At 66.9% G+C, this 21,031-nt stretch carries 21 protein-coding genes; 5 read left to right on the top strand and 16 right to left on the bottom strand.

From position 1 onward, the window contains the following. Positions 1-46: 46 nt before the first annotated feature. From NTCA1_RS14080 to NTCA1_RS14050, 7 genes are all read right to left on the bottom strand, one after another. On the bottom strand, positions 47-1,120 hold the full coding sequence (locus NTCA1_RS14080) for an arabinan endo-1,5-alpha-L-arabinosidase (protein WP_201282490.1): 1,074 nt from the start codon (positions 1,118-1,120) through the stop codon (positions 47-49). After that, on the bottom strand, positions 1,099-1,731 hold the full coding sequence (locus NTCA1_RS14075) for a 2-dehydro-3-deoxy-6-phosphogalactonate aldolase (RefSeq protein ID WP_159830966.1): 633 nt from the start codon (positions 1,729-1,731) through the stop codon (positions 1,099-1,101). The genes NTCA1_RS14080 and NTCA1_RS14075 overlap by 22 nt, the downstream gene beginning before the upstream one ends. Then, positions 1,728-2,609, bottom strand: a complete 882-nt coding sequence (locus tag NTCA1_RS14070; RefSeq protein WP_236549325.1) for a 2-dehydro-3-deoxygalactonokinase — start codon at positions 2,607-2,609, stop codon at positions 1,728-1,730. Before NTCA1_RS14070 ends, NTCA1_RS14075 begins: the two co-directional genes overlap by 4 nt. Before the next feature lie 32 nt (positions 2,610-2,641). Further along, positions 2,642-4,207 (bottom strand): alpha-N-arabinofuranosidase, encoded by a 1,566-nt coding sequence (locus tag NTCA1_RS14065; protein ID WP_159830965.1) that lies wholly within the window; start codon positions 4,205-4,207, stop codon positions 2,642-2,644. Between the two features lie 22 nt (positions 4,208-4,229). After that, complete coding sequence (locus NTCA1_RS14060) at positions 4,230-5,156, bottom strand: Gfo/Idh/MocA family protein (RefSeq protein ID WP_086492910.1); 927 nt, start codon at positions 5,154-5,156, stop codon at positions 4,230-4,232. A 3-nt stretch (positions 5,157-5,159) separates the two neighbouring features. Beyond that, complete coding sequence (gene araD1, locus NTCA1_RS14055) at positions 5,160-6,164, bottom strand: AraD1 family protein (RefSeq protein WP_159830964.1); 1,005 nt, start codon at positions 6,162-6,164, stop codon at positions 5,160-5,162. An 81-nt stretch (positions 6,165-6,245) separates the two neighbouring features. Beyond that, positions 6,246-7,772: an aldehyde dehydrogenase (NADP(+)) gene (locus NTCA1_RS14050; protein WP_086492908.1), complete on the bottom strand. Its 1,527-nt coding sequence runs from the start codon at positions 7,770-7,772 to the stop codon at positions 6,246-6,248. 130 nt (positions 7,773-7,902) lie between these two features. Between NTCA1_RS14050 and NTCA1_RS14045 the strand changes: the two genes are divergently transcribed. Beyond that, entirely contained in the window at positions 7,903-8,658 is a 756-nt protein-coding gene (locus tag NTCA1_RS14045; RefSeq protein ID WP_159830963.1) for a FadR/GntR family transcriptional regulator, read from the top strand. 99 nt (positions 8,659-8,757) lie between these two features. Here the strand turns inward: NTCA1_RS14045 and NTCA1_RS14040 are convergent, their stop codons facing one another. Then, on the bottom strand, positions 8,758-10,074 hold the full coding sequence (locus NTCA1_RS14040) for a sugar MFS transporter (RefSeq protein WP_086492907.1): 1,317 nt from the start codon (positions 10,072-10,074) through the stop codon (positions 8,758-8,760). A gap of 175 nt (positions 10,075-10,249) precedes the next feature. Here NTCA1_RS14040 and NTCA1_RS14035 point away from each other — a divergent pair, with 175 nt between their 5' ends. The 3 genes from NTCA1_RS14035 (at position 10,250) to NTCA1_RS14025 (ending at position 14,209) form a co-directional block, all read left to right on the top strand. Next, the gene (locus NTCA1_RS14035) at positions 10,250-11,401 is read left to right on the top strand and encodes an aldose epimerase family protein (protein WP_159830962.1); all 1,152 of its coding nucleotides are present in this window, start codon (positions 10,250-10,252) and stop codon (positions 11,399-11,401) included. Between the two features lie 22 nt (positions 11,402-11,423). Continuing rightward, positions 11,424-13,223: an IlvD/Edd family dehydratase gene (locus NTCA1_RS14030; protein ID WP_159830961.1), complete on the top strand. Its 1,800-nt coding sequence runs from the start codon at positions 11,424-11,426 to the stop codon at positions 13,221-13,223. Positions 13,224-13,354: 131 nt separating this feature from the next. After that, positions 13,355-14,209 carry an SMP-30/gluconolactonase/LRE family protein gene (locus NTCA1_RS14025; protein ID WP_159830960.1) on the top strand — a complete coding sequence of 285 codons (855 nt, stop codon included), beginning with the start codon at positions 13,355-13,357 and terminating at the stop codon, positions 14,207-14,209. Between the two features lie 45 nt (positions 14,210-14,254). Here the strand turns inward: NTCA1_RS14025 and NTCA1_RS14020 are convergent, their stop codons facing one another. The 8 genes from NTCA1_RS14020 to NTCA1_RS13985 form a co-directional block, all read right to left on the bottom strand. After that, positions 14,255-15,019, bottom strand: coding sequence for a sigma-70 family RNA polymerase sigma factor (locus tag NTCA1_RS14020; protein ID WP_159830959.1), 765 nt, complete (start codon positions 15,017-15,019; stop codon positions 14,255-14,257). Further along, positions 15,016-17,109 (bottom strand): flagellar biosynthesis protein FlhA, encoded by a 2,094-nt coding sequence (locus NTCA1_RS14015; RefSeq protein ID WP_159831030.1) that lies wholly within the window; start codon positions 17,107-17,109, stop codon positions 15,016-15,018. Before NTCA1_RS14015 ends, NTCA1_RS14020 begins: the two co-directional genes overlap by 4 nt. Positions 17,110-17,144: 35 nt before the next feature. Then, complete coding sequence (locus NTCA1_RS14010; RefSeq protein WP_236549323.1) at positions 17,145-18,032, bottom strand: lytic transglycosylase domain-containing protein; 888 nt, start codon at positions 18,030-18,032, stop codon at positions 17,145-17,147. 68 nt (positions 18,033-18,100) lie between these two features. Continuing rightward, on the bottom strand, positions 18,101-18,445 hold the full coding sequence (locus NTCA1_RS14005) for a flagellar protein FlgN (protein ID WP_236549322.1): 345 nt from the start codon (positions 18,443-18,445) through the stop codon (positions 18,101-18,103). Continuing rightward, positions 18,442-18,729, bottom strand: coding sequence for a flagellar biosynthesis anti-sigma factor FlgM (locus NTCA1_RS14000; protein ID WP_086492902.1), 288 nt, complete (start codon positions 18,727-18,729; stop codon positions 18,442-18,444). The genes NTCA1_RS14005 and NTCA1_RS14000 overlap by 4 nt, the downstream gene beginning before the upstream one ends. A 112-nt stretch (positions 18,730-18,841) precedes the next feature. Beyond that, complete coding sequence (locus tag NTCA1_RS13995; RefSeq protein WP_159830958.1) at positions 18,842-19,339, bottom strand: flagella basal body P-ring formation protein FlgA; 498 nt, start codon at positions 19,337-19,339, stop codon at positions 18,842-18,844. After that, positions 19,336-19,803, bottom strand: coding sequence for a hypothetical protein (locus tag NTCA1_RS13990; protein ID WP_159830957.1), 468 nt, complete (start codon positions 19,801-19,803; stop codon positions 19,336-19,338). Before NTCA1_RS13990 ends, NTCA1_RS13995 begins: the two co-directional genes overlap by 4 nt. Then, complete coding sequence (locus NTCA1_RS13985; RefSeq protein ID WP_159830956.1) at positions 19,800-20,477, bottom strand: MotA/TolQ/ExbB proton channel family protein; 678 nt, start codon at positions 20,475-20,477, stop codon at positions 19,800-19,802. The genes NTCA1_RS13990 and NTCA1_RS13985 overlap by 4 nt, the downstream gene beginning before the upstream one ends. A gap of 197 nt (positions 20,478-20,674) precedes the next feature. On the opposite strand from NTCA1_RS13985, the gene flgB reads away from it, so the two are divergent. Beyond that, positions 20,675-21,022 carry a flagellar basal body rod protein FlgB gene (gene flgB, locus NTCA1_RS13980; RefSeq protein WP_159830955.1) on the top strand — a complete coding sequence of 116 codons (348 nt, stop codon included), beginning with the start codon at positions 20,675-20,677 and terminating at the stop codon, positions 21,020-21,022. Positions 21,023-21,031: the final 9 nt, after the last annotated feature.

Below are 21,031 nucleotides of genomic sequence, written 5' to 3'. Positions count from 1 at the left end.
GAAAAAGGGCACCCCGGTCGGGGGACCGGGGTGCCGTCAGGTGGGTTCAGTATTCGGCCTGAGGCCAGCCGTCCGCATCCCAGCGGATCGGCGCGATGCGCAGCGTGGGCGCACCGTTGGCCTGCTTGTCGTAAGCGTGGTAGACGACGTAAGTGGTGCCGTCCTTGTCGGTGAAGGCGCCCGCATGGCCGGGGCCACGGAAACGCTGCTGTTCTTCAAGGTCGGCGCGCAGGAAGATCGTGCCGCGGCCGTCCATCATCGAACTGCCGTCCTTGCCGAGGTAGGGCCCGGTGATCTTCCTCGAGCGCCCGACCACGGTGTAATAGGTGCTGTTCACGCCCTTGCAGCAATAGTCGTAGCTGGCGAGCAGGTAGTACCAGCCGCCGTGCGGAATGATGAAGGGCGCCTCGACCGGCGCCGGGCCGCCTGCCGGTGCAAGGCGGCGGGCGATCGCATAGGGCTCGGTGCCGGCAGGAACCTTGCCGGTCTTCGCATCGAGCGGGAACAGCTTGAGCCCGCTCCAGAAGCTGCCGAGCGAAAGCCACTGGCGGCCCTGTGCGTCCTCGACGAAATTGGGGTCGATGGCGTTGAAGTCGTCATCATGCGTCGACATGACGACGAGGCCCTGGTCTTTCCAGCCATAGCCCTTGGCCTTGGGATCGAGCGTCTTGCTGGTGGCCAGGCCGATGGCGGAACGGTTCGAGCCGAACGTCGAAACCGAATAGTAGAGCCGGTATTCGCCGTTCACATAGGAGATGTCCGGCGCCCAGATGCCCTCGGTGCCGGGAACGGCCTGTTTGGCCCAGGCGGGGATTTCCGCGAAGACCGAGCCCGCGTCCTTCCAGGTCTTGATATCCTTCGAGGTCTTGATGCCGATATAGCGGCCCACGGTGCTGAAGACGTAGTAGGTATCGCCTTCGCGGATGATCACCGGGTCATGCACCACGAGATCGCCGGTCAGCTGGGCGTTGAGCGTTGCCGCTCCTTTCTCGCCCGCCTGCACTTGCGCATCCGCCGCACCCGAGGCGGCCAGAACCGCCAGACCGGCGGCGGCGAGGATGTTCCTGAACACGTAAACTCTCCAGATATTTCTTGTAATTATGCCGCGCAGGCATTCCATGCGGCGACGATCTCGGCGGCCTTGACGCCGACCGTGGCGGCATCGAAGCCGGGCTTGTAGAGGCTGCCGCCCACGCCGATGCCGAAGACGCCCGCCGCGCGGTATTCCGCGACATTGGCAGCGCCCACGCCGCCCACGGCCCAGACGCGGCTCTGCCTGGGCAGGACCTCGCGGATCGCCTTGATATAGCCGCTGCCCAGCGCCGAACCGGGGAACAGCTTGAGGTCCCTGGCACCTGCCGCCACGGCGGCGAAAGCCTCGGTGGGGGTGAGGAAGCCGGGAAGCACGTCCATGCCGAGTGCGATCGAGCGCTTGATCACCTCGGGATCGACATTGGGCGAAACCATGAAAGTCCCGCCGACGCCCGCCAGCGTCTCGGCAAGGTCGGTGCCGATCACGGTACCGCCGCCGATCGCCGCACGGTCTCCCAGGGCCTCGGCCATGGCGCCGATGGAGCCTGCCGGATCGGGGGAGTTGAACGGCACCTCGATGATCCGCACACCGGCCTCGACCAGCGCTTCGCCGATGGCGACCGCTTCGTGCGTCTGGATCCCGCGCAGGATCGCGACGACAGGCGCATGACCTGCGGCGAGAACGTCTTCGATCTTCATGCCTTCTGTCCTTTCGCGAGAGCCAGACCGGCGAGAACCGCCGCATCACCATCGATCTTGCGCGACGTGCAGCCACGGACCGCCAGCGCGCGATCGTAGAGCCCGCAGAGCGCCGGATCGCCGATCAGGACGACCGAAATGCCGTTCGGCACTTGCGCCGCCACTTCACCGCCGATCAGCAGGCCCGAGATATATCCGCGCGACCAGTCTTTCGAACGTCCGTCGAGCATCCGCGCGGCACGGGCTTCGAACAGGGCGGTGGTCAGCGGCTCCTCGCAGCGGTCGAGACCGCGTGCGAAACCGTCATCGAAGCTGCCTTCACCCAAAGTGCCGTCGGGGAGCGTATCCGGCCCGGTCAGCGTCGACTGGCCTGCCAGCAACGCGTAGAGTTCCCCGGTCGGGTGCGTGCGGAAACCGGCGATCGTGCCGTTCACCACCGAGACCCACTTGCAGTGCGTACCCGGCAGCGCGACGAGATGCTCGCCCAGGGCGAGTTCGGGATGGAGCGCCAGGGCGCCGAAGACTTGCGCCTCCTCGCCCCGCATCACTTCGGGCACGCCTTCGGAATCCTTGCAGCTCAGCCCCGGCAGGACCGAGACCGGGATGCCGGAGACTTCCAGCCGCGTGCGCGAAGACAGCCACTTGGCGGCGTCTGCCGGGCAGGCTGCATAGCCTGCCGCGACAAGAGCGCCCGGCGCTCCGGCCATGCCGCAAAGCACGACCTCATCGAGCGCCCCTTCCGCCTTCCAGAGCTCCAGCCGTTCGGCCAGAGCCCCCCGCGCGTCGCCTTGCAGCGCGCCCGGCCCATCGAGCCGGGCGGCCACGTTCCCGCCTTCGAGGCGGTACAGGCGCAGGCGGGTCGTCCCCCAATCGCCCAATACGTATGGGTCCTGGGGGACGTGGTTCACGCTCATTGCAGTTCGAGCACCACGACCGACTTGGCCGGCAGGGTGACGACAAGGTTGCCGCCCTGCACGGTCGCGCCGGAGAAGGCCTCGGGCTTCACGGCATTCGGCGCGTCGAAGGTGTTGTGCGAGTTGATCGCCGGTGCCGTGAGGATACGGCCCGTGACCGCCGAAGCGCTTACACCGGCAAGCTTGATCGTCACCGTGTTCGGCTGGTTCGGATCGAGGTTGGACAGGCCGACATGGATCTTGCCGTCCTTCGCCTTGACCGCCGAACCGCTGACCGCAGGCATCGTGTACTGGTCCTTGGCGTACCAGGGCGACTTGATGTCGATCGGCAGCACGGTCGCGTCCTGCCACGGCTTGTACATCTCGAAGACGTGATAGGTGGGCGTGAGCACCATCTTGTTGCCTTCGGTGAAGATCATCGCCTGAAGCACGTTCACCATCTGCGCGATGGCGGTCATGCGCACGCGGTCGGCGTGCTTGGCGAAGATATCCAGGTGGATCGAGGCGATCAGCGCGTCACGCAGGGTGTTCTGCTGGCGCAGGAAGCCCGGATGGGTGCCCGGATCCTGTGCGTACCACGAACCCCATTCGTCCACGGCCAGGAAGACCCGCTTCTCGGGATCGTACTTGTCCATGATCGCCGAGTGCTTGGTGATCAGTTCGTCCATCTTGCGCGCGCCGTTGAGCGCATCGGCCCAGCCGTTCTCGTCGAAGTCGACGGCGGGCGCACGCGGCGGCCAGCCACCCGCCGGGTGGACGTAATAGTGCAGCGAAACGCCGTCGAGACGATCGGCCGCGACGCGCATCATCGTCTCGGTCCAGTTGTAATCGTCGACATTGGCGCCTGCGGCGACCTTCAGGATCTTGGTGCCCGCGGGCGCCTTGACGAAGGTAGCGTAGCGACGGGTCTCGTCGGCCGCGAATTCGGGACGCATGTTGCCACCGCAGCCCCAAAGCTCGTTGCCGACGCCGAAGTAGGCAACCTTCCAGGGCTCCTTGTGGCCGTTGCGGGCGCGTTCGTCCGCCAGCGAGCCGGCGGGCGAGGTCATGTATTCGACCCACTCGGCCATTTCGCGGGGCGTGCCGTTGCCGACGTTGCCGGCAACATAGGCTTCCGCGCCGACCTGGCGGATCAGTTCGAAGAACTCGTGCGTGCCCACGGTGTTCGGCTCGGTCACGCCGCCCCAGTGGGTGTTGATCTTGACCGGACGCTTGTTCTGCGGGCCGATGCCTTCGCGCCAGTTGTATTCATCGGCAAAGCAGCCGCCCGGCCAGCGGATCACCGGGACCGCGAGGTCCTTGAGCGCGCTGACGACGTCGTTGCGGAAGCCGTTGGTGTTCGGGATCTTGCTGTTCTTGCCGACCCACAGGCCGCCGTAGATGCCCGTGCCGAGGTGCTCGGCGAACTGGGTGAAGACTTCCTTGTGGTAGACCGGGCCGGGCTTGTCGGCTTCGATCGTCGCGGTGGTCGGCTGGCCGTTGGTGTCAGCCTGAGCCGTGCCTGCGAGCGTGGTGGCGCTCAACAGGACGGCAGCAGTGGTCAGGCGAAGCGCCTTCAACATTTTCAGTCCCCTCCCTGGGATATCAGTCGTGGAATTCTTCGACGAGGTCGCGCTTGCCGCGCAGGAATGCGTCGGCGACGAGGCGCAGCGGCGCGATGTCGACATCGCTGCGGCCGCCGCGGATCAGGTTGGCGAAGCGCGAGTAAAGGCCCGGATATTCCAGGTCTTCATTGTGCTCGGTGCCGGTCGGCAGGGTGAGCACGGCGCCGCCGTTCGAGAGCTTCAGCGTGCCCGCATCGGTCTCGACGATGATGTCCCACGACTGCGGGCCGGTCTGGCGCCAGTCGAGGTCCATGTGGATCTCGGCTCCGGCGGTATCGCGGAACTCGATATCGGCGGCGATCGGCGCGGCGCGGTTGGCGGGCAGGCTGAGCGTCGCTTCCTTGAGGAAGAACGGACGCGGCATGATGTGGGTGGCGATCGAAAGGGCATTGATTCCCGGATCGAACACGCCAAGGCCGCCCGGCTCCCAGATCCAGTCCTGACCCGGATGCCAGACGCGCACGTCCTCGCGCCAGACGATCTTGGCGCTGAGGATGGTGCGCTCGGCCAGCCAGGCGCGGGCGGGCGCGACACCGGCCGCGTAGCGCGAGTGCCACGAGGCGAACAGGGTGACGCCCACCTTCTCGGCGCGGCTTTCCAGCGCGGCCACTTCGGCCAGGGTGGCGCCCGGCGGCTTTTCGAGGAACACGTGCATGCCCTTTGACAGCGCCAGCGCGGCAAGGTCGTAGCGCACCTGCGGCGGGGTGCAGAGCGCCACAGCGTCGATCGCCGGGCCGCTCTCGATCAGCTCCTCAAGGCTGTTGAAGTGCGGGATGCCTTCAGGGCCGCGATGATTCGGGCTGACCGTGGCGCCGATGCTGAAGTTCGGGTTGCCCTCGATCGCGGGGATGTGCTGGTCGCGGGCGATCTTGCCCACGCCGACGATGGCGATGCGGATCGGATCCATGGCTCAGAGCGCCTTCACGGTGGTGGTCGGCGCGGCCGGAGCGGCAGCGCGGGCGAGCGGGTTGGAAACCGGCAGGGTGAAGGGCGCGGCCGAGATCTCGAACACGTCGCCTTCCTGCGTCGTCACGCCGTCGCTGAACGAGAGCGTGGCGGTGCCGAAGAAGTGGACATGCACGTCACCGGCGCGGCGGAACAGGTCGTACTTGAAGTGGTGGTGCTCAAGGTTGGCGAAGGTATGCGACATGTTCGCCTCGCCCGAGAGGAAGGGCTTTTCCCAGATGGTTTCGCCGCCGCGGACGATCTTGCTGGTGCCTTCGATCTTCTCCGGCGGGGTGCCGAGCAGCAGTTCCGGGCCGAGCGCGGCCTGACGCAGCTTCGAGTGGGCGAGCCAGAGGTAGTTGTGACGCTCGGTCACATGGTCCGAGAACTCGTTGGCGAGCGCGAGGCCGAGGCGGTAGACGGCGCCATCTTCGCCGACGAGGTAGATGCCGGCCAGTTCGGGCTCTTCGCCGCCGTCCTTGGCGAAGGAAGGCATGGTGAGCGCTTCGCCGGGGCCGACGAGCAGCTGGCCGTCGCCCTTGTAGAACCACTCCGGCTGCTGGCCTTCGGTGCCTGCGGCGGGCTTGCCGCCTTCGAGGCCCTCAAGGAACATACGCATGGAATCGGTGACGTGCTCACCCGAGGCGGCGGCGGCGTGCATCTTGTTGCGGCCTTCAGCCGAACCGAGGTGCGTCAGGCCGGTGCCGGTCATCAGCAAGTGGGCCGAATCGTCATGGTCGATCGGGGCCAGCAGGGTGCCGGCCGCGAATTCGGCCGCGATGTCGACCGCTTCGCCCGCAGCGCAAGCCTTGGCGGCCTCGGCCAGCGTCACACCTTCGGCAATGGCGCGCAGCGCGAGTTCGCGGGTGGTGGTGACGCCCTGAAGGAAGTGGGCGGCATCGCCCTCGGCAAGGATGACGGAGCGCACGCCGTTCGGCGCGCGATGCTGGAGCAGGCGAAGGTAGGTCATGGATCTCTCCCGGAAGGGACTTGGCCCTAACCGCGGCGCGCCTTCTTGGGGGAGCGCGCCGCGGGGATTGGGTTGGACTGGTTAGAGGGTAAGCGCGCCGTCGATCAGGCGGGGAGCGCCGTCACCGAAGGCTGCGTCGCGCAGTTCTGCCGGAAGCAGGCCCTGTGCGAAGTTCTGGTAGCTGACCGGACGCAGGAAGCGGTCGATCGCCATGCTGCCGACCGACGTGGTGCGCGGATCGGAGGTCGAGGGGAACGGGCCGCCGTGAACCATCGCGTGGCACACTTCGACGCCGGTGGGCCAGCCGTTGACGAGGATGCGGCCGACCTTGCGCTCCAGCACGGGCAGCAGGCGCGAAGCAGCGGCTTCGTCGGCAGCGTCCATGTGCAGGGTGGCGGTCAGCTGGCCTTCCAGGCCTTCGAGCAGACCGGCGAGTTCGGCTTCGTCCTTGCAGCGCACGACGATCGACGCAGCGCCGAACACTTCGTGGCCGATGGCCTTGTCCGCCAGGAACTGCGCGGCCGTGGTCTGGAACAGGATCGCACCGCCGGTGGTCTTGCTGCCTTCTTCGCCCTTGGCCAGGGTCTCGACGCCCGCGTTGCCTTCAAGCGCTTCCACGCCCTTGGCATAAGCGGCGGCGATGCCGGTGGTCAGCATGGTCTGCGACTTGGCTTCCGAAACGCCGCCGGTGGCGGCAGCGACGAAGGCGTCCAGACCTTCACCTTCGACGGCCAGGATCAGGCCGGGGTTGGTGCAGAACTGGCCTGCGCCCATCGTCAGCGAACCGACGAAAGCGGTGCCAAGCGCTTCGCCGCGGGCCTTGAGCGCTTCGGGAAGCAGCAGGACCGGGTTGATGCTCGACATTTCGGCATAGACCGGGATCGGCACTTCGCGGGCCTGGGCCAGCTTGGCGAGGGCAAGACCGCCACCGCGCGAGCCGGTGAAGCCGACCGCCATGATGCGCGGATCCTGGACCAGCGCGGCGCCGAGTTCGTTCGACGGACCGACCAGATGCTGGAACACGCCTTCGGGCAGTCCGGCATCCTTGACCGCCTTGGTGATCGCCGCTGCAATCAGGCTGCCGGTGATCGGGTGGGCGGGGTGCCCCTTGACGACGACCGGGCAACCGGCGGCAAGTGCCGAAGCGGTGTCACCACCGGCGGTCGAGAAGGCCAGCGGGAAGTTCGAGGCGCCGAACACGGCGACCGGACCGACCGGGATCATGCGCAGGCGCAGGTCGGGACGGGGCAGCGGAGCGCGGTCCGGCATGGCCGGATCGATGCGCAGCTGCTGCCACTGACCCTTGCGGACGACGTCCGCGAAGAGGCGCAGCTGGCCGACGGTACGGCCACGCTCGCCCTCGCCGCGACCGCGGGGCAGGCCACTCTCGGCGATGTAGGCTTCGATCAGCGAATCACCGATGGCCATGATCTCGTCCGCGATTCGCTCGAGGAACGCGGCGCGGGTTTCACGGTCGGTGGCACGGTAGGTATCGAATGCGGCAGCCGCTGCGGCGCAGGCGGCGGCGACATCGGCAGGGCCGTTCACGGCCAGCGGTTCGCCCTGGGGCTCGCCGGTTTCGGCCACGATGGAACGGAATTCGGTCATTTGGGGTCTCCCTATTTACTCCGACATATTCCCAGCGCATCAGAAACGCAATGTTTGTCGTTCCTTCGCATGAGAAGGGCTGTTACCTTCCCTCGGAGAGGTGCCAATAACAGTGTCAGAAGCCAATTTTGTGAACGAAGAAGAAAGTGCAAGACCCGCCGACGAGGCCCGGGGCCCCGGACGACGCCTGCACGGCGCCATCGCCCATAAACTGGGAACGGCTATCTTGTCCGGCAAATATGCGCCCGGAGACATTCTTTCCGGTGAAGTTGCCTTTGCCGAGGAACTGCAAGTCTCACGCAGCGCCTATCGCGAGGCCATTCAGGTCCTGAGCGCGAAGGGGCTGGTGGCGAGCCGCCCCAAGGCCGGAACGCGCGTGCTGCCCCGCGATCGCTGGAATCTGCTCGACCCCGAAGTGCTCGGCTGGGCCTTTGCGGGAGAGCCAGACATCGAATTCGTGCGCAGCCTGTTCGAACTGCGCGCCATCGTCGAACCCGCCGCCGCCCGCCTTGCCGCGCAGCGCCGCGACAAGAACGATCTCAAGGCGATGAAGGACGCGCTGGCCGCCATGCGTCGCCATACCCTCACCACCGAGGCCGGGCGCGCGGCGGACCGCGATTTCCACAACGCGATTCTCCAGGCCACCCGCAACGATGCCCTGCTCACGCTCAGCGCCTCGATCGGCGCGGCGGTGAACTGGACCACCCAGTTCAAGCAGCGCGCCCGCGCCCTGCCCCGCAACCCCATCCCCGACCATGTGCGCGTCTACGACGCCATCGCGGCAGGCGATGCGGCAGCGGCGGCCGAGGCGATGAACGTGCTGGTCGATCTGGCGCTGGAGGATACCCGCAGCGCGATGGAGAAGAGCAAGGCGTCCGATAAGTAAGCCTCGTCGTCCGGGACGACGCGTTTCTCACCACCCAAACAGAAAAAGGCCCCGGCGATCGCTCGCCGGGGCCTTTTCGTTGCGCCAGAGGCTGCCGGGTTACTCGGCAGGCTCGGGAACCAGATCCGGCTCCGCATTGGTCGTCTTGCTGCCCCACAGGGCGTAGAACAGCACGTAGAGTTCGCAAATCGCGGTCAGCAGGAAGGAGTTCTGAAGGCCGTAGTTGTCGGCCAGCCAGCCCTGCACGATCACCAGCGAGCCGCCTGCGATCGCCATCACGAGCAGGCCCGAGCCTTCCTCGGTCAGCGGCCCGAGGCCCTTGATGCCGAGGGTGAAGATAGTCGGGAACATGATCGAGTGGAACAGGCCGACCAGGATCAGCGACCACATGGCAACAGGGCCATGGGCGAAGACGGTGATCATCATCACCGCGAAAGCGCCGACCGAGAAGAAGGCCAGGACCTTGCCGGCGTCGAAACGCTGCATGATCGCGGAACCGGCGAAACGGCCGACCATCATGCCGCCCCACAGGAAAGTGAGGTACTTGCCAGCCTGCTCATGCGTCAGGTTGGCGATGTCGGGCTGGCTGACGAAGTTCACGAAGAGGTTCGCCACGCCGATTTCGGCAATCAGGTAGATAAAGATCGCGGGAATGCCGAAAACGAGGTTGCGGTGGCTCCACAGCGAGAGATGCTTGCGCTGCTCCTTGGCAAGGCGCGAGTTCGCCGAACCCATCGCGGGCAGCGGGAACTTGGCAATCACCACCGCCAGGATCACCAGCACCACGGCGACGAGCGCGTAGGGCAGGATCACCGAATGGGCGTCAGCCAGGCGCTCGGCATCGGTCAGCACGGTTCCGGCGGCGGAAGTGCCGCTCTTGGAACGGCCGAGAATCAGGTATGCGCCGAAGAGCGGGGCCAGCATGGTGCCCGCCGAATTGAGCGCCTGCACCAGGTTCAGGCGCGAGGACGCGGTCTCGGGCTTGCCGACGACGGCGACATAAGGATTCGCTGCGACCTGAAGCAGGGTGATGCCGCTGGCGATCACGAAGAGCATGACCAGCGTGACGCCGTAGGACGGAATGCTCGCCGCCAGAGTCATGCCCAGCGCGCCCGCCGCCATGATCAGCAGACCGATGACCAGCGACTTCTGATAGCCGACCCGCTCGATCAGCTTGGCCGAGGGAATCGAGGCCACGAAATAGGCGATGAACCACACCGATTCGATCAGCGTCGTCTGGGTGTAGCTGAGGTCGAACACGCTGCGCAGGTGCGGCAGCAGCGTGTTGTTGATGACGGTGATGAAGCCCCACATGAAAAACAGGCTGGCAAGCAGCGTCAGCGCCGGGCCGTAACGGACGCCCGCTGGCTGGGCGTGAAGCACCGGGGCATCTCCAGATGAAACCACTGGGGGCATGACTATCCTCTCTAAACCAGTGAACCGCGCCGTGCCCTGCGGCAAACCGGCTTGCGCTCTTTCTATTTGTCGGACTATATGCGGGAAGCAATATCGTCAATGGGCGTCGTCGTCTGACAGCGTCCGGTAACACGATGCGGAAATGACTTACAGGACAGATATGGGAGCCAGGATAATGAGGAAACTGCGCAAGGCGTTCGTAGCAATGGCGGTATCCGCCCCGGCCCTGGCACTTTCCACACCGTCACTCGCCGCCGATGCCTCGCAGGCTCCGGCCGGAACGCTTTCGAACGGCGCGCAGGTCAGCGCGGTCACGCTGAAGGCGGCCAACGGCGTCTCGGCCACGATCCTGACTTACGGCGCCACCCTGTGGAAGATGATGGCGCCCGACCGCGAGGGCAAGCTGGCCGACATCCTGCTAGGCTACGACGACATCGCCAGCTACGAAAAGCGCCCGAACTACTGGGGCGCCACCATCGGCCGTTACGGCAACCGCATCGCCGACGGCAAATTCACGCTCGACGGCAAGACCTATCAGCTGCCCGGCAACGACCACGGCCAGTCGCTCCACGGCGGCGGCAAGGGCTTCGACGTCCAGAACTGGAAGCTCGAATCGATCAAGTCCGGCCCGGTGGCCACGGCGGTCTTCTCGCTCGTCAGCCCCGACGGCGATTCGGGCTATCCCGGCACGATCAAGACCAAGGTCACCTACTCGCTGGACGAGAAGGGCAACCTCCAGATCGTGTTCGAGGCGACCACGGACAAGCCGACCGTGCTCAACATGACCAACCACGCCATCTTCAACATGGCCGGTGAAGGCGCGCCCCGCGACGCCATGCAGAACGTGCTGACCATTCCCGCAGGCCGCTTCACTCCGGTCAACGACAAGCTGATCCCCACTGGCGAACTGCGCCCCGTGGACGGCACCGTGTTCGACTTCCGCAAGGGCCGCGCGGTGGGCGAAGGCGTCCGCGACGGCAAGGACGAGCAGATCCTCATGGGCCGCGGCTACGACCACAACTTCGTCCTCGACAAGGGCATCACCAAGGCCCCCGAACTGGCCGCCCGCCTGGAAGATCCCGCTTCGGGCCGCGTGCTCGAACTGCTGACCACCGAACCGGGCGTGCAGTTCTACGCGGGCAACTTCCTCGACGGCACGTTCATCGGCAAGAACGGCCACCTCTACCGCATGGGCGACGGCATCGCACTGGAACCGCAGAAGTTCCCGGACTCGCCGAACCACGCGAATTTCCCGTCCACCCGCGTCGATCCCGGCAAGCCCTACAAGCATGTCATGATCTACCGCGTTTCCACCTCTTCGCGCTGACCTCGAAAAGAAACGATCGCCCATGACCGACAACAAGACTGCACCGAAGCTGCGCTCGCGCGCCTGGTTCGACAATCCCGACAATATCGACATGACCTCGCTCTATCTGGAGCGTTACCTGAACTTCGGCATCAGCCTTGAAGAGCTTCGCTCGGGCAAGCCGATCATCGGTATCGCCCAGACCGGCAGCGACCTGTCGCCCTGCAACCGCCACCACATCGTGCTGGCCGAACGCATTCGCGAAGGCATTCGCGAAGCGGGCGGCATCGCGCTGGAATTCCCGGTTCACCCGATCCAGGAAACCGGCAAGCGTCCGACCGCAGGCCTCGACCGCAACCTGGCCTACCTCGGCCTGGTCGAAGCGATCTACGGCTACCCGCTCGACGGCGTGGTGCTGACCACCGGCTGCGACAAGACCACCCCGGCGCTGCTCATGGCCGCCGCTACCGTGAACATCCCGGCGATCGCGCTTTCGGTCGGCCCGATGCTCAACGGCTGGCACAAGGGCGAGCGTACCGGTTCGGGCACGATCGTCTGGAAGGGCCGCGAGATGATGGCGGCAGGCGAACTCGACGCCGACGGCTTCATCAAGCTCGTCGCCTCGTCGGCCCCCTCGACCGGCTACTGCAACACCATGGGCACGGCGACGACGATGAACTCGCTCGCCGAAGCGCTCGGCATGATGCTGCCCGGCTCGGCCGCGATCCCCGCGCCCTACCGCGACCGCCAGGAATGCGCATGGCGCACCGGCAAGCGCATCGTTGACATGGTTCACGAGGACCTCAAGCCCTCTGACATCCTGACGCTCGACGCGTTCCATAACGCCATCGCCGTCAACGCCGCCATCGGCGGTTCGACCAATGCCCCGATCCACCTTGCCGCGATCGCCCGCCACATCGGCGTCGACCTGCCGCTGAAGGACTGGGAACGCATCGGCCACAAGATCCCGCTGCTGGTGAACCTCCAGCCCGCCGGCGAATACCTGGGCGAAGACTACTACCGTGCAGGCGGCGTCCCCGCCGTGATCGCGCAGCTGATCAAGCAGGGCCTGATCCACGAGAGCGCGATGACGGTCAACGGCAAGACCATGGGCGACAACTGCCGCGATGCCGTGATCGAGGACGAGAAGGTCATCAAGCCCTTCGACCAGCCGCTGGTCGAGGAAGCCGGCTTCCTGGTCCTGTCGGGCAACCTGTTCGATGCCGCGATCATGAAGACCAGCGTGATCTCCAAGGAGTTCCGCGACCGTTACCTCTCGAACCCCGCAGACCCGGATGCCTTCGAAGGCAATGCCGTGGTGTTCGACGGTCCCGAGGACTATCACCACCGCATCGACGATCCGGCCACCGGCATCACCCCCGACACCCTGCTGTTCATGCGCGGCGCCGGTCCGATCGGCTATCCGGGCGCAGCGGAAGTCGTCAACATGCGTCCGCCTTCGTACCTCATCACCGAAGGCGTCCACTCGCTGCCGTGCATCGGTGACGGCCGCCAGTCGGGTACTTCGGGCAGCCCCTCGATCCTCAACGCCTCGCCGGAAGCCGCAGCCATGGGCGGCCTCGCCCTGCTGGAATCCGGTGACCGCGTGCGCATGGACCTCAAGAAGGGCCGCGTGGACGTGCTGATCTCCGACGAGGAACTGGCCGCGCGCCGTGCCGCTCTGGAAGCCAAGGGCGGTTACCCCTACCCGGCCTCGCAGACGCCGTGGCAGGAAATCCAGCGCTCGGTCGTCGGCCAGATGGACACCGGCGCGATCCTCGAAGGCGCCGAAAAGTACCAGCGCATCGCCCAGACCATGGGCCTGCCCAGGGACAACCACTAAGGGCGATAACCATTGATCGCACTGAGATCCTGTCCGACCTAGCCGTCGGATGACCTTTCGGCCCTCGTCCCTTCCTGTCCCCTCAAGGGAAAGGACGGGGCGGGGGCCGATTTACTTTTAGGGAGAGTTTCATGACCCTTTGGCGCAAGATCGATCGCGACGTCCGCGATACCCTGGGCGAAGGCGCGCTCTGGAGCGCGCGCGACAATGCCTTCTACTGGGTCGACATCCTCGCCCCTGCGCTCAACCGCCTCAGCCTGGCCGACAATACCGTGACGCGCTGGGACATGCCCGCCCGCCTCGGCTGGGTCGCCCCGCGCGCGGAAGGCGGACTCATCGGCGGCTTCCAGGACGGCGTGGCGAACATCACGCTCGATCCGCTGACCATCTCGGAGCGCAACGATCCCGAACCGCACCTCCCCGGCAATCGCATGAACGACGGCAAGGCCGACCGCCACGGCGCGATCTGGTGCGGCACCATGGACATGGCCGAAGAGGACGTGACCGGCTCGCTCTATCGCCTCTCCCCTTCGGGCGAATGGCAGGTGATCGACACCGACTATACCGTGCCCAACGGCCCGGCCTTCTCGCCCTGCGGCCAGTGGATGTACCACGCCGATTCGGGCCGCCGCGTGATCTACCGCTTCGCCGTGGACGAGAACGGCGCGCGCGATCGCGAGGAGTTCATCCGCTTCTCCGAAGAGGACGGCTACCCCGACGGCATGACCACCGACGCCGAGGGCTATCTCTGGACCGCCCACTGGGACGGCGGCAAAATCAGCCGCTTCGCGCCAGACGGCACCCGCGAACGCTCGATCGAGCTGCCGGCGAAGCGCATCACCAACATCGCCTTTGCGGGCGAGAAGCTGAACCGCATGTTCGTGACTTCGGCGGCGACGGGCCTGCCCGAATCCGAATTCGACGGGGCCTTGTTCGAAGTCGAATCCGGCGTCACCGGCAATCCTGCGGGCATCTACCTCGGATAAGGCGCAGAGCGGGCAGTGCCTCTTTCCGGCCCTGCCCGCCCGCCATCACAGGATATCCGCCACGCCCTCCAGGCTTTCGCGCAGCTTGCCCAGCGCCTGCGCCTTCAACTGGTGGACACGCGGAATTGAGACCTGAAGCACTTGCGCGATTTCCGCCAGGTTGAGCTCCTCCACGAAATAGAGCTGCACCACCAGCTTCAGCCGGTCCGGCAAGGCGGCGATCGCTTCCGCCACCGTGCCGCGCAATTCCTCGTCCGCGAGCAGGGCATGGCTGTCCGGGCGATCTTCGGCAAAGGCCATGTTCCGATCCGAATAGGCCTCGTCGATCGGCTCGAAATGCAGCGGCTGGCTTGCGCCGCGCAAGGCGGCAAGCTCACCCTCCCCGATATCGAGGGCCGCCGCCAGTTCGTGGGGCAGCGGATCGCGGCCCAGAATACCGCGCAGTTCGGTTTCCTTCGCGGCAAGCTGGCGCCGACGCTCCCCGGCACCGCGCGACATCGGCACGGTGCGGCGGATAAGGTCCACCATGGCGCCGCGAACGCGCATCTTGGCATAAGCGGCAAAGCCGTCCTCGGTCGGTCCCTGGTGCTTCTGCGCGCATTCGGTCAGCGCGACGAGGCCCGTCTGGAGCAGGTCTTCCAGCTCGATTCCCTGCCTGCCCCCGCTACCGCCCGGTCCGCCGCCGTGAACATGCCAGGCAAGCCGCCGCACCATCGGCAGGAAACGGCGGACGCGGTCTCCGACATCGCCCTGATAGGCTCCGGCAACACGCCCGGCGTAGGCGCCGAAGCCCCTCTGGTCCTGTTTCATGCGGCCATGCTTTCAGGTTGCGGTTGATGGGAGAGGCCCGGCACCGGGCGCTCGGCCGGGGCAGCGCCAACCACGTCGATCACCTCGATCGGCTGGGTCGGGGGCAGTTCGGCGATCGACAGCACGAGACAGGACGGCGCGCGCAGCCGCAGCAGCGCGGCCAGCGCCCGCCGCGCGCGGGGCTGCACGACGAGCGCCGGCGGTATCGCATCGGGGCCCCGTTCCTCGCGCCGTTCCTCGCAGATCGCCGCGATCCGCTCTCCGATCATGCGAGCAAGGTCGGGTTCGATCACCGGCTGTCCGGTCACGGGATCGACCATGCCTTGAAGGATCGCGGCTTCCAGACCGGCATCCAGCGTCACCACCGGGAGCCGTTCGAAAGGCGGGCAGACGCGTCCGACGATCAGCGCGCCCAGGTCCGCGCGCAGAAGTTCGACCAGCCGATCGTGATCGACGGTCTGCTGGACCGCCCGGCTCAGGCTTGCGAGGATCGGCAGGGGATGGGCGATGGCGATGCCGTCCTCCAGCAGGGCGCGCAGCAGCCGCGTGATGGCGGCCAGCGAAAGCGGCTGCGGATGGATCGTCTCGACCAGCCCCGCCGCGTGCTGCCTGATGCCTTCCAGCAGCATCCTGACTTCATCGGGCCCGAGCAGATCGTGCGCCCGTTCGGCAAGGAGCTGGTTGAGATGAGTGGCGATAACGGTGCCCGCGTCCACGGTCAGGAAGCCTTCGGCCGTGGCATGGTCCCGCGCCGCCGGGTCGATCCACAGGGCCGGGCATCCGAAGCTGGGATCGCGCGTTTCCTCGCCCCGCAGATCGTGATCGGATCGGGCCTCTCCGGCGTCGATGGCAAGAATGCGATCCGCGCGGATCGTGGCGCTGCCCAGCGTGACCCCGCCGAGCACGATGCGATAGTCGTGCGGCGGCATGTCCAGCGCATCGCGAACGCGGAACTGCGGGACGATGAAGCCGAACGACTGGCTGAGATGCTTGCGCACGCCGGTGACGCGGCTGACCAGCGGCGCCCCTCGCCGTTCGTCCACCAGCTGGACCAGGCCATAACCCAGTTCGATCGTGACGAGCGTGTGGTCGGAGACGTCCTCCAGCAGGATGCGCGGCGGATCGGACGGCTGCGGCGTGTCGGCTACCGGCAGAGGCAGGACGCTTCGCCTGCGCAGGCCGCGCCAGACGGCGAAGGCCAGCACGGCCGCGGGCAGGAACACCGTCTGCGGCATGGCCGGAATCAGCCCGATGGCAGTCAGCACCACGCCGACCGGCAACCAGGTGCGCGGATCAGCGAACTGACCGCCGATCTGCCCCGCCAGGTCCCGGCTGTCCGCAACGCGGGTGACGATCACCGCCGCCGCGATCGACAGCAGCAGCGCGGGCACTTGCGCAACCAGCGCATCGCCGATGGCCAGGGTGATGTAGGTCTGCGCCGCCTCGCCCGCGGAAAGGCCGTGGCTGATCATGCCGAGGCAGAAACCCGCCACGATATTGACCGCCAGGATCAGCAGGGCCGCAATGGCATCGCCTTTCACGAACTTGCTGGAACCGTCCATCGATCCGTAGAAATCGGCCTCCGTCGACACTTCGCGGCGGCGCGCCCTGGCCTCGTCCGCGGTCAGGAGCCCGGCGGCGAGATCGGCATCGATCGCCATCTGCTTGCCCGGCAGGGCATCGAGCGTGAAACGCGCCGAAACTTCCGAGACGCGGCCCGCCCCCTTGGTCACCACCACCAGGTTGATGATCACGAGGATCAGGAAGACGAAGATGCCCACCGCGAAATTGCCGCCGATCAGGAAGCGTCCGAAGGATTCGATCACCACCCCCGCCGCCGCTTCACCCTCATGGCCATGGACCAGCACCACGCGGGTCGAGGCCACGTTGAGCGCCAGCCGCAGCAGGGTCGCGAAGAGCAGGACCGAGGGGAAGGACGAGAAATCGAGCGGCTTTTCCGCATTCATCGCCGCCATCAGGATCGCCAGCGAAAGGGCGATGTTCAGCACGAACGACAGGTCGAGCACGAAAGCCGGAACCGGCACGATCATCAGCACGATCAGCGCCAGGATCCCCGCCGGAAGCGCCATCGCGCCCAAGGAACCGAAGCGGTTGAGCAGCCGGTTCACAGCCCCAGCCCCGCCAGCTTCGCATAGGCCTTGCGGACATGCGCGGGCGTATCGGCGCCGGATGGGTCGAACAGGCCGCGCAAGGTGTCGGCCATCGATATGCGCGGATTTTCGGCGGCAGGCCTGACGGCCTCATCCGCGTTCTTGCGAAATTCCTTGGCTACGGGGCCTTGCGGTAGGTCCGCGAAGGCCTGGTAAGCGATTGTGGGCGAGCCGCTTCCGGCAATCTCCACTCCATTCATCGCCCCGGCCATCTTCCCACGCAGGAGTTCCATTACCGCACCGAGGCTGCGCGGGGCGCCGCCCTGGTAGAAGATGGCGCGATTGGCCGAGGCCGCGACCGGCAGGATCGCCGCCGCACTCTGCGAAGGATCGGCGGCAAGGGCCGACAGGAATTGCCCGGCCCCGGCCGAGCCTAGGAAATGCGCCAGGTAAAGCTCGGTCGCATCCGGCTCCCGTCCCAGCCGGGCGGCAAGGTCGGCGCGGTTGTCGCCCGCCAGTTGCGCCGCCATCAGCGCAGCGGCATCGGCATCGTACCTGAGATCCATGATCCGGGCGCGCAGGCCGGGATCGGCAAGCCCGTTGCCGCCGATGGCCTGCCGGACCCAGCCCATGCCATGGTCCCCCGCGTGACGGCCGAGCGTAGCGAGCCAGGTCCCGCCGGTGAACTGGAAAAGCCCGGCCGCGCTGGAGGTCTCCGCGCGGGCACCAGGATCTAGGCTCGATTCAAGCCGGGCCTGGGCCATGAGATAGGCAAAGTCGATGCCGGTGGCCTGTGCAGCCCGCGCGATCGCGGCCCGTGCCGCCGCCTGTGCCGCCGCCTCTGGGGGACCGGGCGAGACCGACCTGCCGGTGCCCGCCACCATGACCTCTGCCTCGCTCAATCCAGCAACTCCCGGCGATTGATCCGGGAAAAGGTTCTGCAAGGCTCATGCCAGAAACCGATAGATCGTCAGCCGCGACCGGCGACGAGCGAATAGTTCGCTCCGGCGCGGTAAAGCTGCGGGGCTCCGGTGAGGACGTTGAGCCGCGTCGCGACATTGGCCGCTATGATGTTGCGAACCTGCCGGTTTATCTCGTTGAGCCGGCGCGCCGCTTCCAGCAGCCCACGGCATTCCTCGTCGGGTTCGAGAAGCGCGGCGCCGTCCAGAATTCCGCAGAGGCGGTCCTTGTCGCGGGTCGTGCCGACGATCGCATCGAGATCAAAACCGGCAAGCGCTTGCCGCTCCGCTTCCAGAACGGCAAGCATCTGCCGCAAGGTCTCGCGCAGATCGTCTCGCGCGGGGCTGGCGGTCATTCCTCATGGCTCCAGAGCAGGACGCCCGCCGCGATCATGGCGTCGGCGATCTGGGTCGGGATCACCGGATAAGTGCCGTTCTCCACCGCCTTGCGGATCATCGCCACCCGTTCCGCATCGATCGGCGCGGCACCGGGATCGAGCGCCGTGGAAGGTTCGACCGCCGGGCTTTCCGACCATGCCGAGAGACTGGGCGCCGCCGGGCGGGACGCCTCCTCGGCGCGGGAAAACCGGGCAGTGACCGGGCCGAGAGCGCCGGTCGGGCCCACTTCGATGGGGGGCATAAGTCTGGCTCCTTGAGATTGCCTTTCCCTCAAGGACGGCGATGCCGGGAAAGCGTTAAGGGTGCAGCGCCGTATTTTCCCGAAGCGGGCGAGAATCCGGGATTTCGGGAGGTTAAGGAAGCGGCAGGGAAACCAGCCCCGGCCGCTCTATGCGCGCGCGCATTTCCGCAGGCCGCCCCTTGCCCAGCGCCAGCGGACGCACCCGGATCCACTCGCCGACCGTGCCGCCTTCCAGCGCCTCCCCGGGCTGCGATACGGAAAATCCCGCCTCCTCCACCGCGATCACCACGGCGTCGCCGCGCCTGACCGCCGGTTCTTGCGGGACGGGCAGCGATGCAGGAACCGCGCGGCGCGTCGGCACGAACAGCCTCCAGCCGCCGGTATCGCCGCATTGCACGAGCACGCTGTCCCGCGCCGCCGTCCGCCAGGAGAGAGCAAGACCGCTTCCACAGGGGCGGAGGCGGAGACGGCGATCCACCGGAGCGGCAGCGCCGCCCTCCTCCCCCATCGCCGCGCCGGTAAACATGGCCACCTGCCGGTCGATCGCCGCAAGATCGGCATAGGCGCCCGGCGCGGCGGCGGCATAGATCAGGGCCAGACCCGTCATCATCGCAAGCTCGTTCCTTCGGCGGTGCGTCGCCTCGGAGCCAGCAAGCTTCGTGCCACCACGTCGTCGAAAGCCAGCACGGCGCGCGCGGGCGGCGGCCCCGGTTCCACCACGATCCGCGCCCGATAGCCCGCGCGCGCGGCCTCGTCGGCCAAGTGCCCGGCCTGCAAGAGCGCGCTGGACAGGTCTCCCGGCGCCGGGCCATAGGGCACCGTCACCGTCAGGTGCTGCCGGGGATCAGCCGCCTGACCGGCCAGCCAGCGCGACAGGGGTGGCCCGCCCGGCGCCGCGAGGTAGATCGCCAGCGGCGCAGCCTCGGGCGAAGGCAGTCGCTGCGGGGCCTGAGTCATCTGCTCCTGCCTGAGGTGGCCCTGTTGCCGACTGATGGCGGCTGCGGCGATCATGAACAGGATCAGCGAGAGATCGGCCAGCGACGTCTGCCAGCTCGCCGCCGTGCGCGCGCTCACGACAGCGCTTCCTCGGCTACCCGGCCGGTGCGGCGTTCGCTGCGTTCGATATGGGGAAGCGCATCGGCCACTTGCTCTTCCAGCCAGTCGATCACGGCCTGCCGGTCACGCTCCTCGTCGGAAGCCCGCCGCGCGACCACACGGGCGAGCGGCGTGAACAGCAGGTTTCCCAGCAACAGACCGTAGAGCGTCGTCAGCACCGCCATCGAGATCGCCACCGAGAAGTCGGCCTCCGGCCGGTCCAGCGGCGGAAGCTGGTTCAGCGCGACAAGTGTGCCCGCCAGCCCGAATACCGGAGAAAGGTCCGCCGCCTGAGTCAGGGTACGCACCGCGCGCTGGCTGGCCTCTACCCGCCGCCGCTTGTGCGCGGCATGGGCCTGGCGCAGCGCGCCCAGACAGCGGCTGCCGATCAGCATCGCCGTCGCTTCGTCGAACTCGGCATCGCCGGTCGGCGCGGGGCGGGAGCGAATGACCCCGTCCTGCCGGATTTCCTGCACCTGCACCGCCATTTCGGCGCGCGCGCGCTCTGGATCGAAGGCGCGGCGCGCCAGCCCGCCCAGCGCCTGCGCCGCCGCAAGACAATCGCCCATGCCGCATCGCAGGACAGTCGCGAGCAAAGTCCCGCCCACGACGATCAGGGCGCTGACGGGGTCAAGAAGATGTTCGGGATTCATGCGGGCGCTTCTCCTTTCACCCGGAGAACGGCAATCTACGCAAGGTTTCAGTCCCGGAGAGGCCTTGCCGGAAAGGCGGCAAAGTCCTGCCGCTCCCGATCGGGCTGCGGCCCATGAACCTGCGAAAATAGCCAGACTGCGGCGATTGGCACATCCCTTGCGCTGATGAGGCGAACCCTCACCGGAGCCGAGCCGCCATGCCACAAGACCTGTTCGGGATTCACGCCGCCGCGCTGGAACTGCGGTCCCGACGCATGGGCATGATCGCCTCGAACATCGCCAATGCCGCGACGCCCGGATACAAGGCGCGCGACATCGACTTCTCCGCCGCCTTGCGCGCCGCGACGCGCGGCGCGGGAGCAGGAGACGCGGCCAAGGGCGCGGCACTCTACCGCGTGCCGGTCATGCCCTCGCTCGACGGCAATAGCGTGGAACTCCAGAACGAGCAGCTCGCCTTTGCCGAGAACGCGGTCGGCTATTCCGCAACGCTCGAATTCATTCGCGGACGCGTGGAAACGCTTACCCGCGCCTTGAAGGGAGAATGACGGTGCCGG

It is taken from the genome of Novosphingobium sp. TCA1 (assembly GCF_009811895.1).
GTDB classification, from domain to species: domain Bacteria; phylum Pseudomonadota; class Alphaproteobacteria; order Sphingomonadales; family Sphingomonadaceae; genus Novosphingobium; species Novosphingobium panipatense_A.
This window is presented reverse-complemented; position numbering and strand designations above follow the sequence as displayed.

Coding starts and splice junctions, on each gene's coding strand:
- NTCA1_RS14080 (WP_201282490.1), bottom strand. CDS start 1,120: ATGGAATGCCTGCGCGGCATAATTACAAGAAATATCTGGAGAGTTTAC.
- NTCA1_RS14040 (WP_086492907.1), bottom strand. CDS start 10,074: ATGCCCCCAGTGGTTTCATCTGGAGATGCCCCGGTGCTTCACGCCCAG.
- NTCA1_RS14035 (WP_159830962.1), top strand. CDS start 10,250: ATGAGGAAACTGCGCAAGGCGTTCGTAGCAATGGCGGTATCCGCCCCG.
- NTCA1_RS14025 (WP_159830960.1), top strand. CDS start 13,355: ATGACCCTTTGGCGCAAGATCGATCGCGACGTCCGCGATACCCTGGGC.
- NTCA1_RS14000 (WP_086492902.1), bottom strand. CDS start 18,729: ATGCCCCCCATCGAAGTGGGCCCGACCGGCGCTCTCGGCCCGGTCACT.
- NTCA1_RS14005 (WP_236549322.1), bottom strand. CDS start 18,445: ATGACCGCCAGCCCCGCGCGAGACGATCTGCGCGAGACCTTGCGGCAG.
- NTCA1_RS14065 (WP_159830965.1), bottom strand. CDS start 4,207: ATGTTGAAGGCGCTTCGCCTGACCACTGCTGCCGTCCTGTTGAGCGCC.
- NTCA1_RS14030 (WP_159830961.1), top strand. CDS start 11,424: ATGACCGACAACAAGACTGCACCGAAGCTGCGCTCGCGCGCCTGGTTC.
- araD1 (WP_159830964.1), bottom strand. CDS start 6,164: ATGACCTACCTTCGCCTGCTCCAGCATCGCGCGCCGAACGGCGTGCGC.
- NTCA1_RS14020 (WP_159830959.1), bottom strand. CDS start 15,019: ATGAAACAGGACCAGAGGGGCTTCGGCGCCTACGCCGGGCGTGTTGCC.
- NTCA1_RS14015 (WP_159831030.1), bottom strand. CDS start 17,109: ATGGCGCTTCCGGCGGGGATCCTGGCGCTGATCGTGCTGATGATCGTG.
- flgB (WP_159830955.1), top strand. CDS start 20,675: ATGCCACAAGACCTGTTCGGGATTCACGCCGCCGCGCTGGAACTGCGG.
- NTCA1_RS14050 (WP_086492908.1), bottom strand. CDS start 7,772: ATGACCGAATTCCGTTCCATCGTGGCCGAAACCGGCGAGCCCCAGGGC.
- NTCA1_RS14075 (WP_159830966.1), bottom strand. CDS start 1,731: ATGAAGATCGAAGACGTTCTCGCCGCAGGTCATGCGCCTGTCGTCGCG.
- NTCA1_RS13995 (WP_159830958.1), bottom strand. CDS start 19,339: ATGATGACGGGTCTGGCCCTGATCTATGCCGCCGCCGCGCCGGGCGCC.
- NTCA1_RS14060 (WP_086492910.1), bottom strand. CDS start 5,156: ATGGATCCGATCCGCATCGCCATCGTCGGCGTGGGCAAGATCGCCCGC.
- NTCA1_RS13985 (WP_159830956.1), bottom strand. CDS start 20,477: ATGAATCCCGAACATCTTCTTGACCCCGTCAGCGCCCTGATCGTCGTG.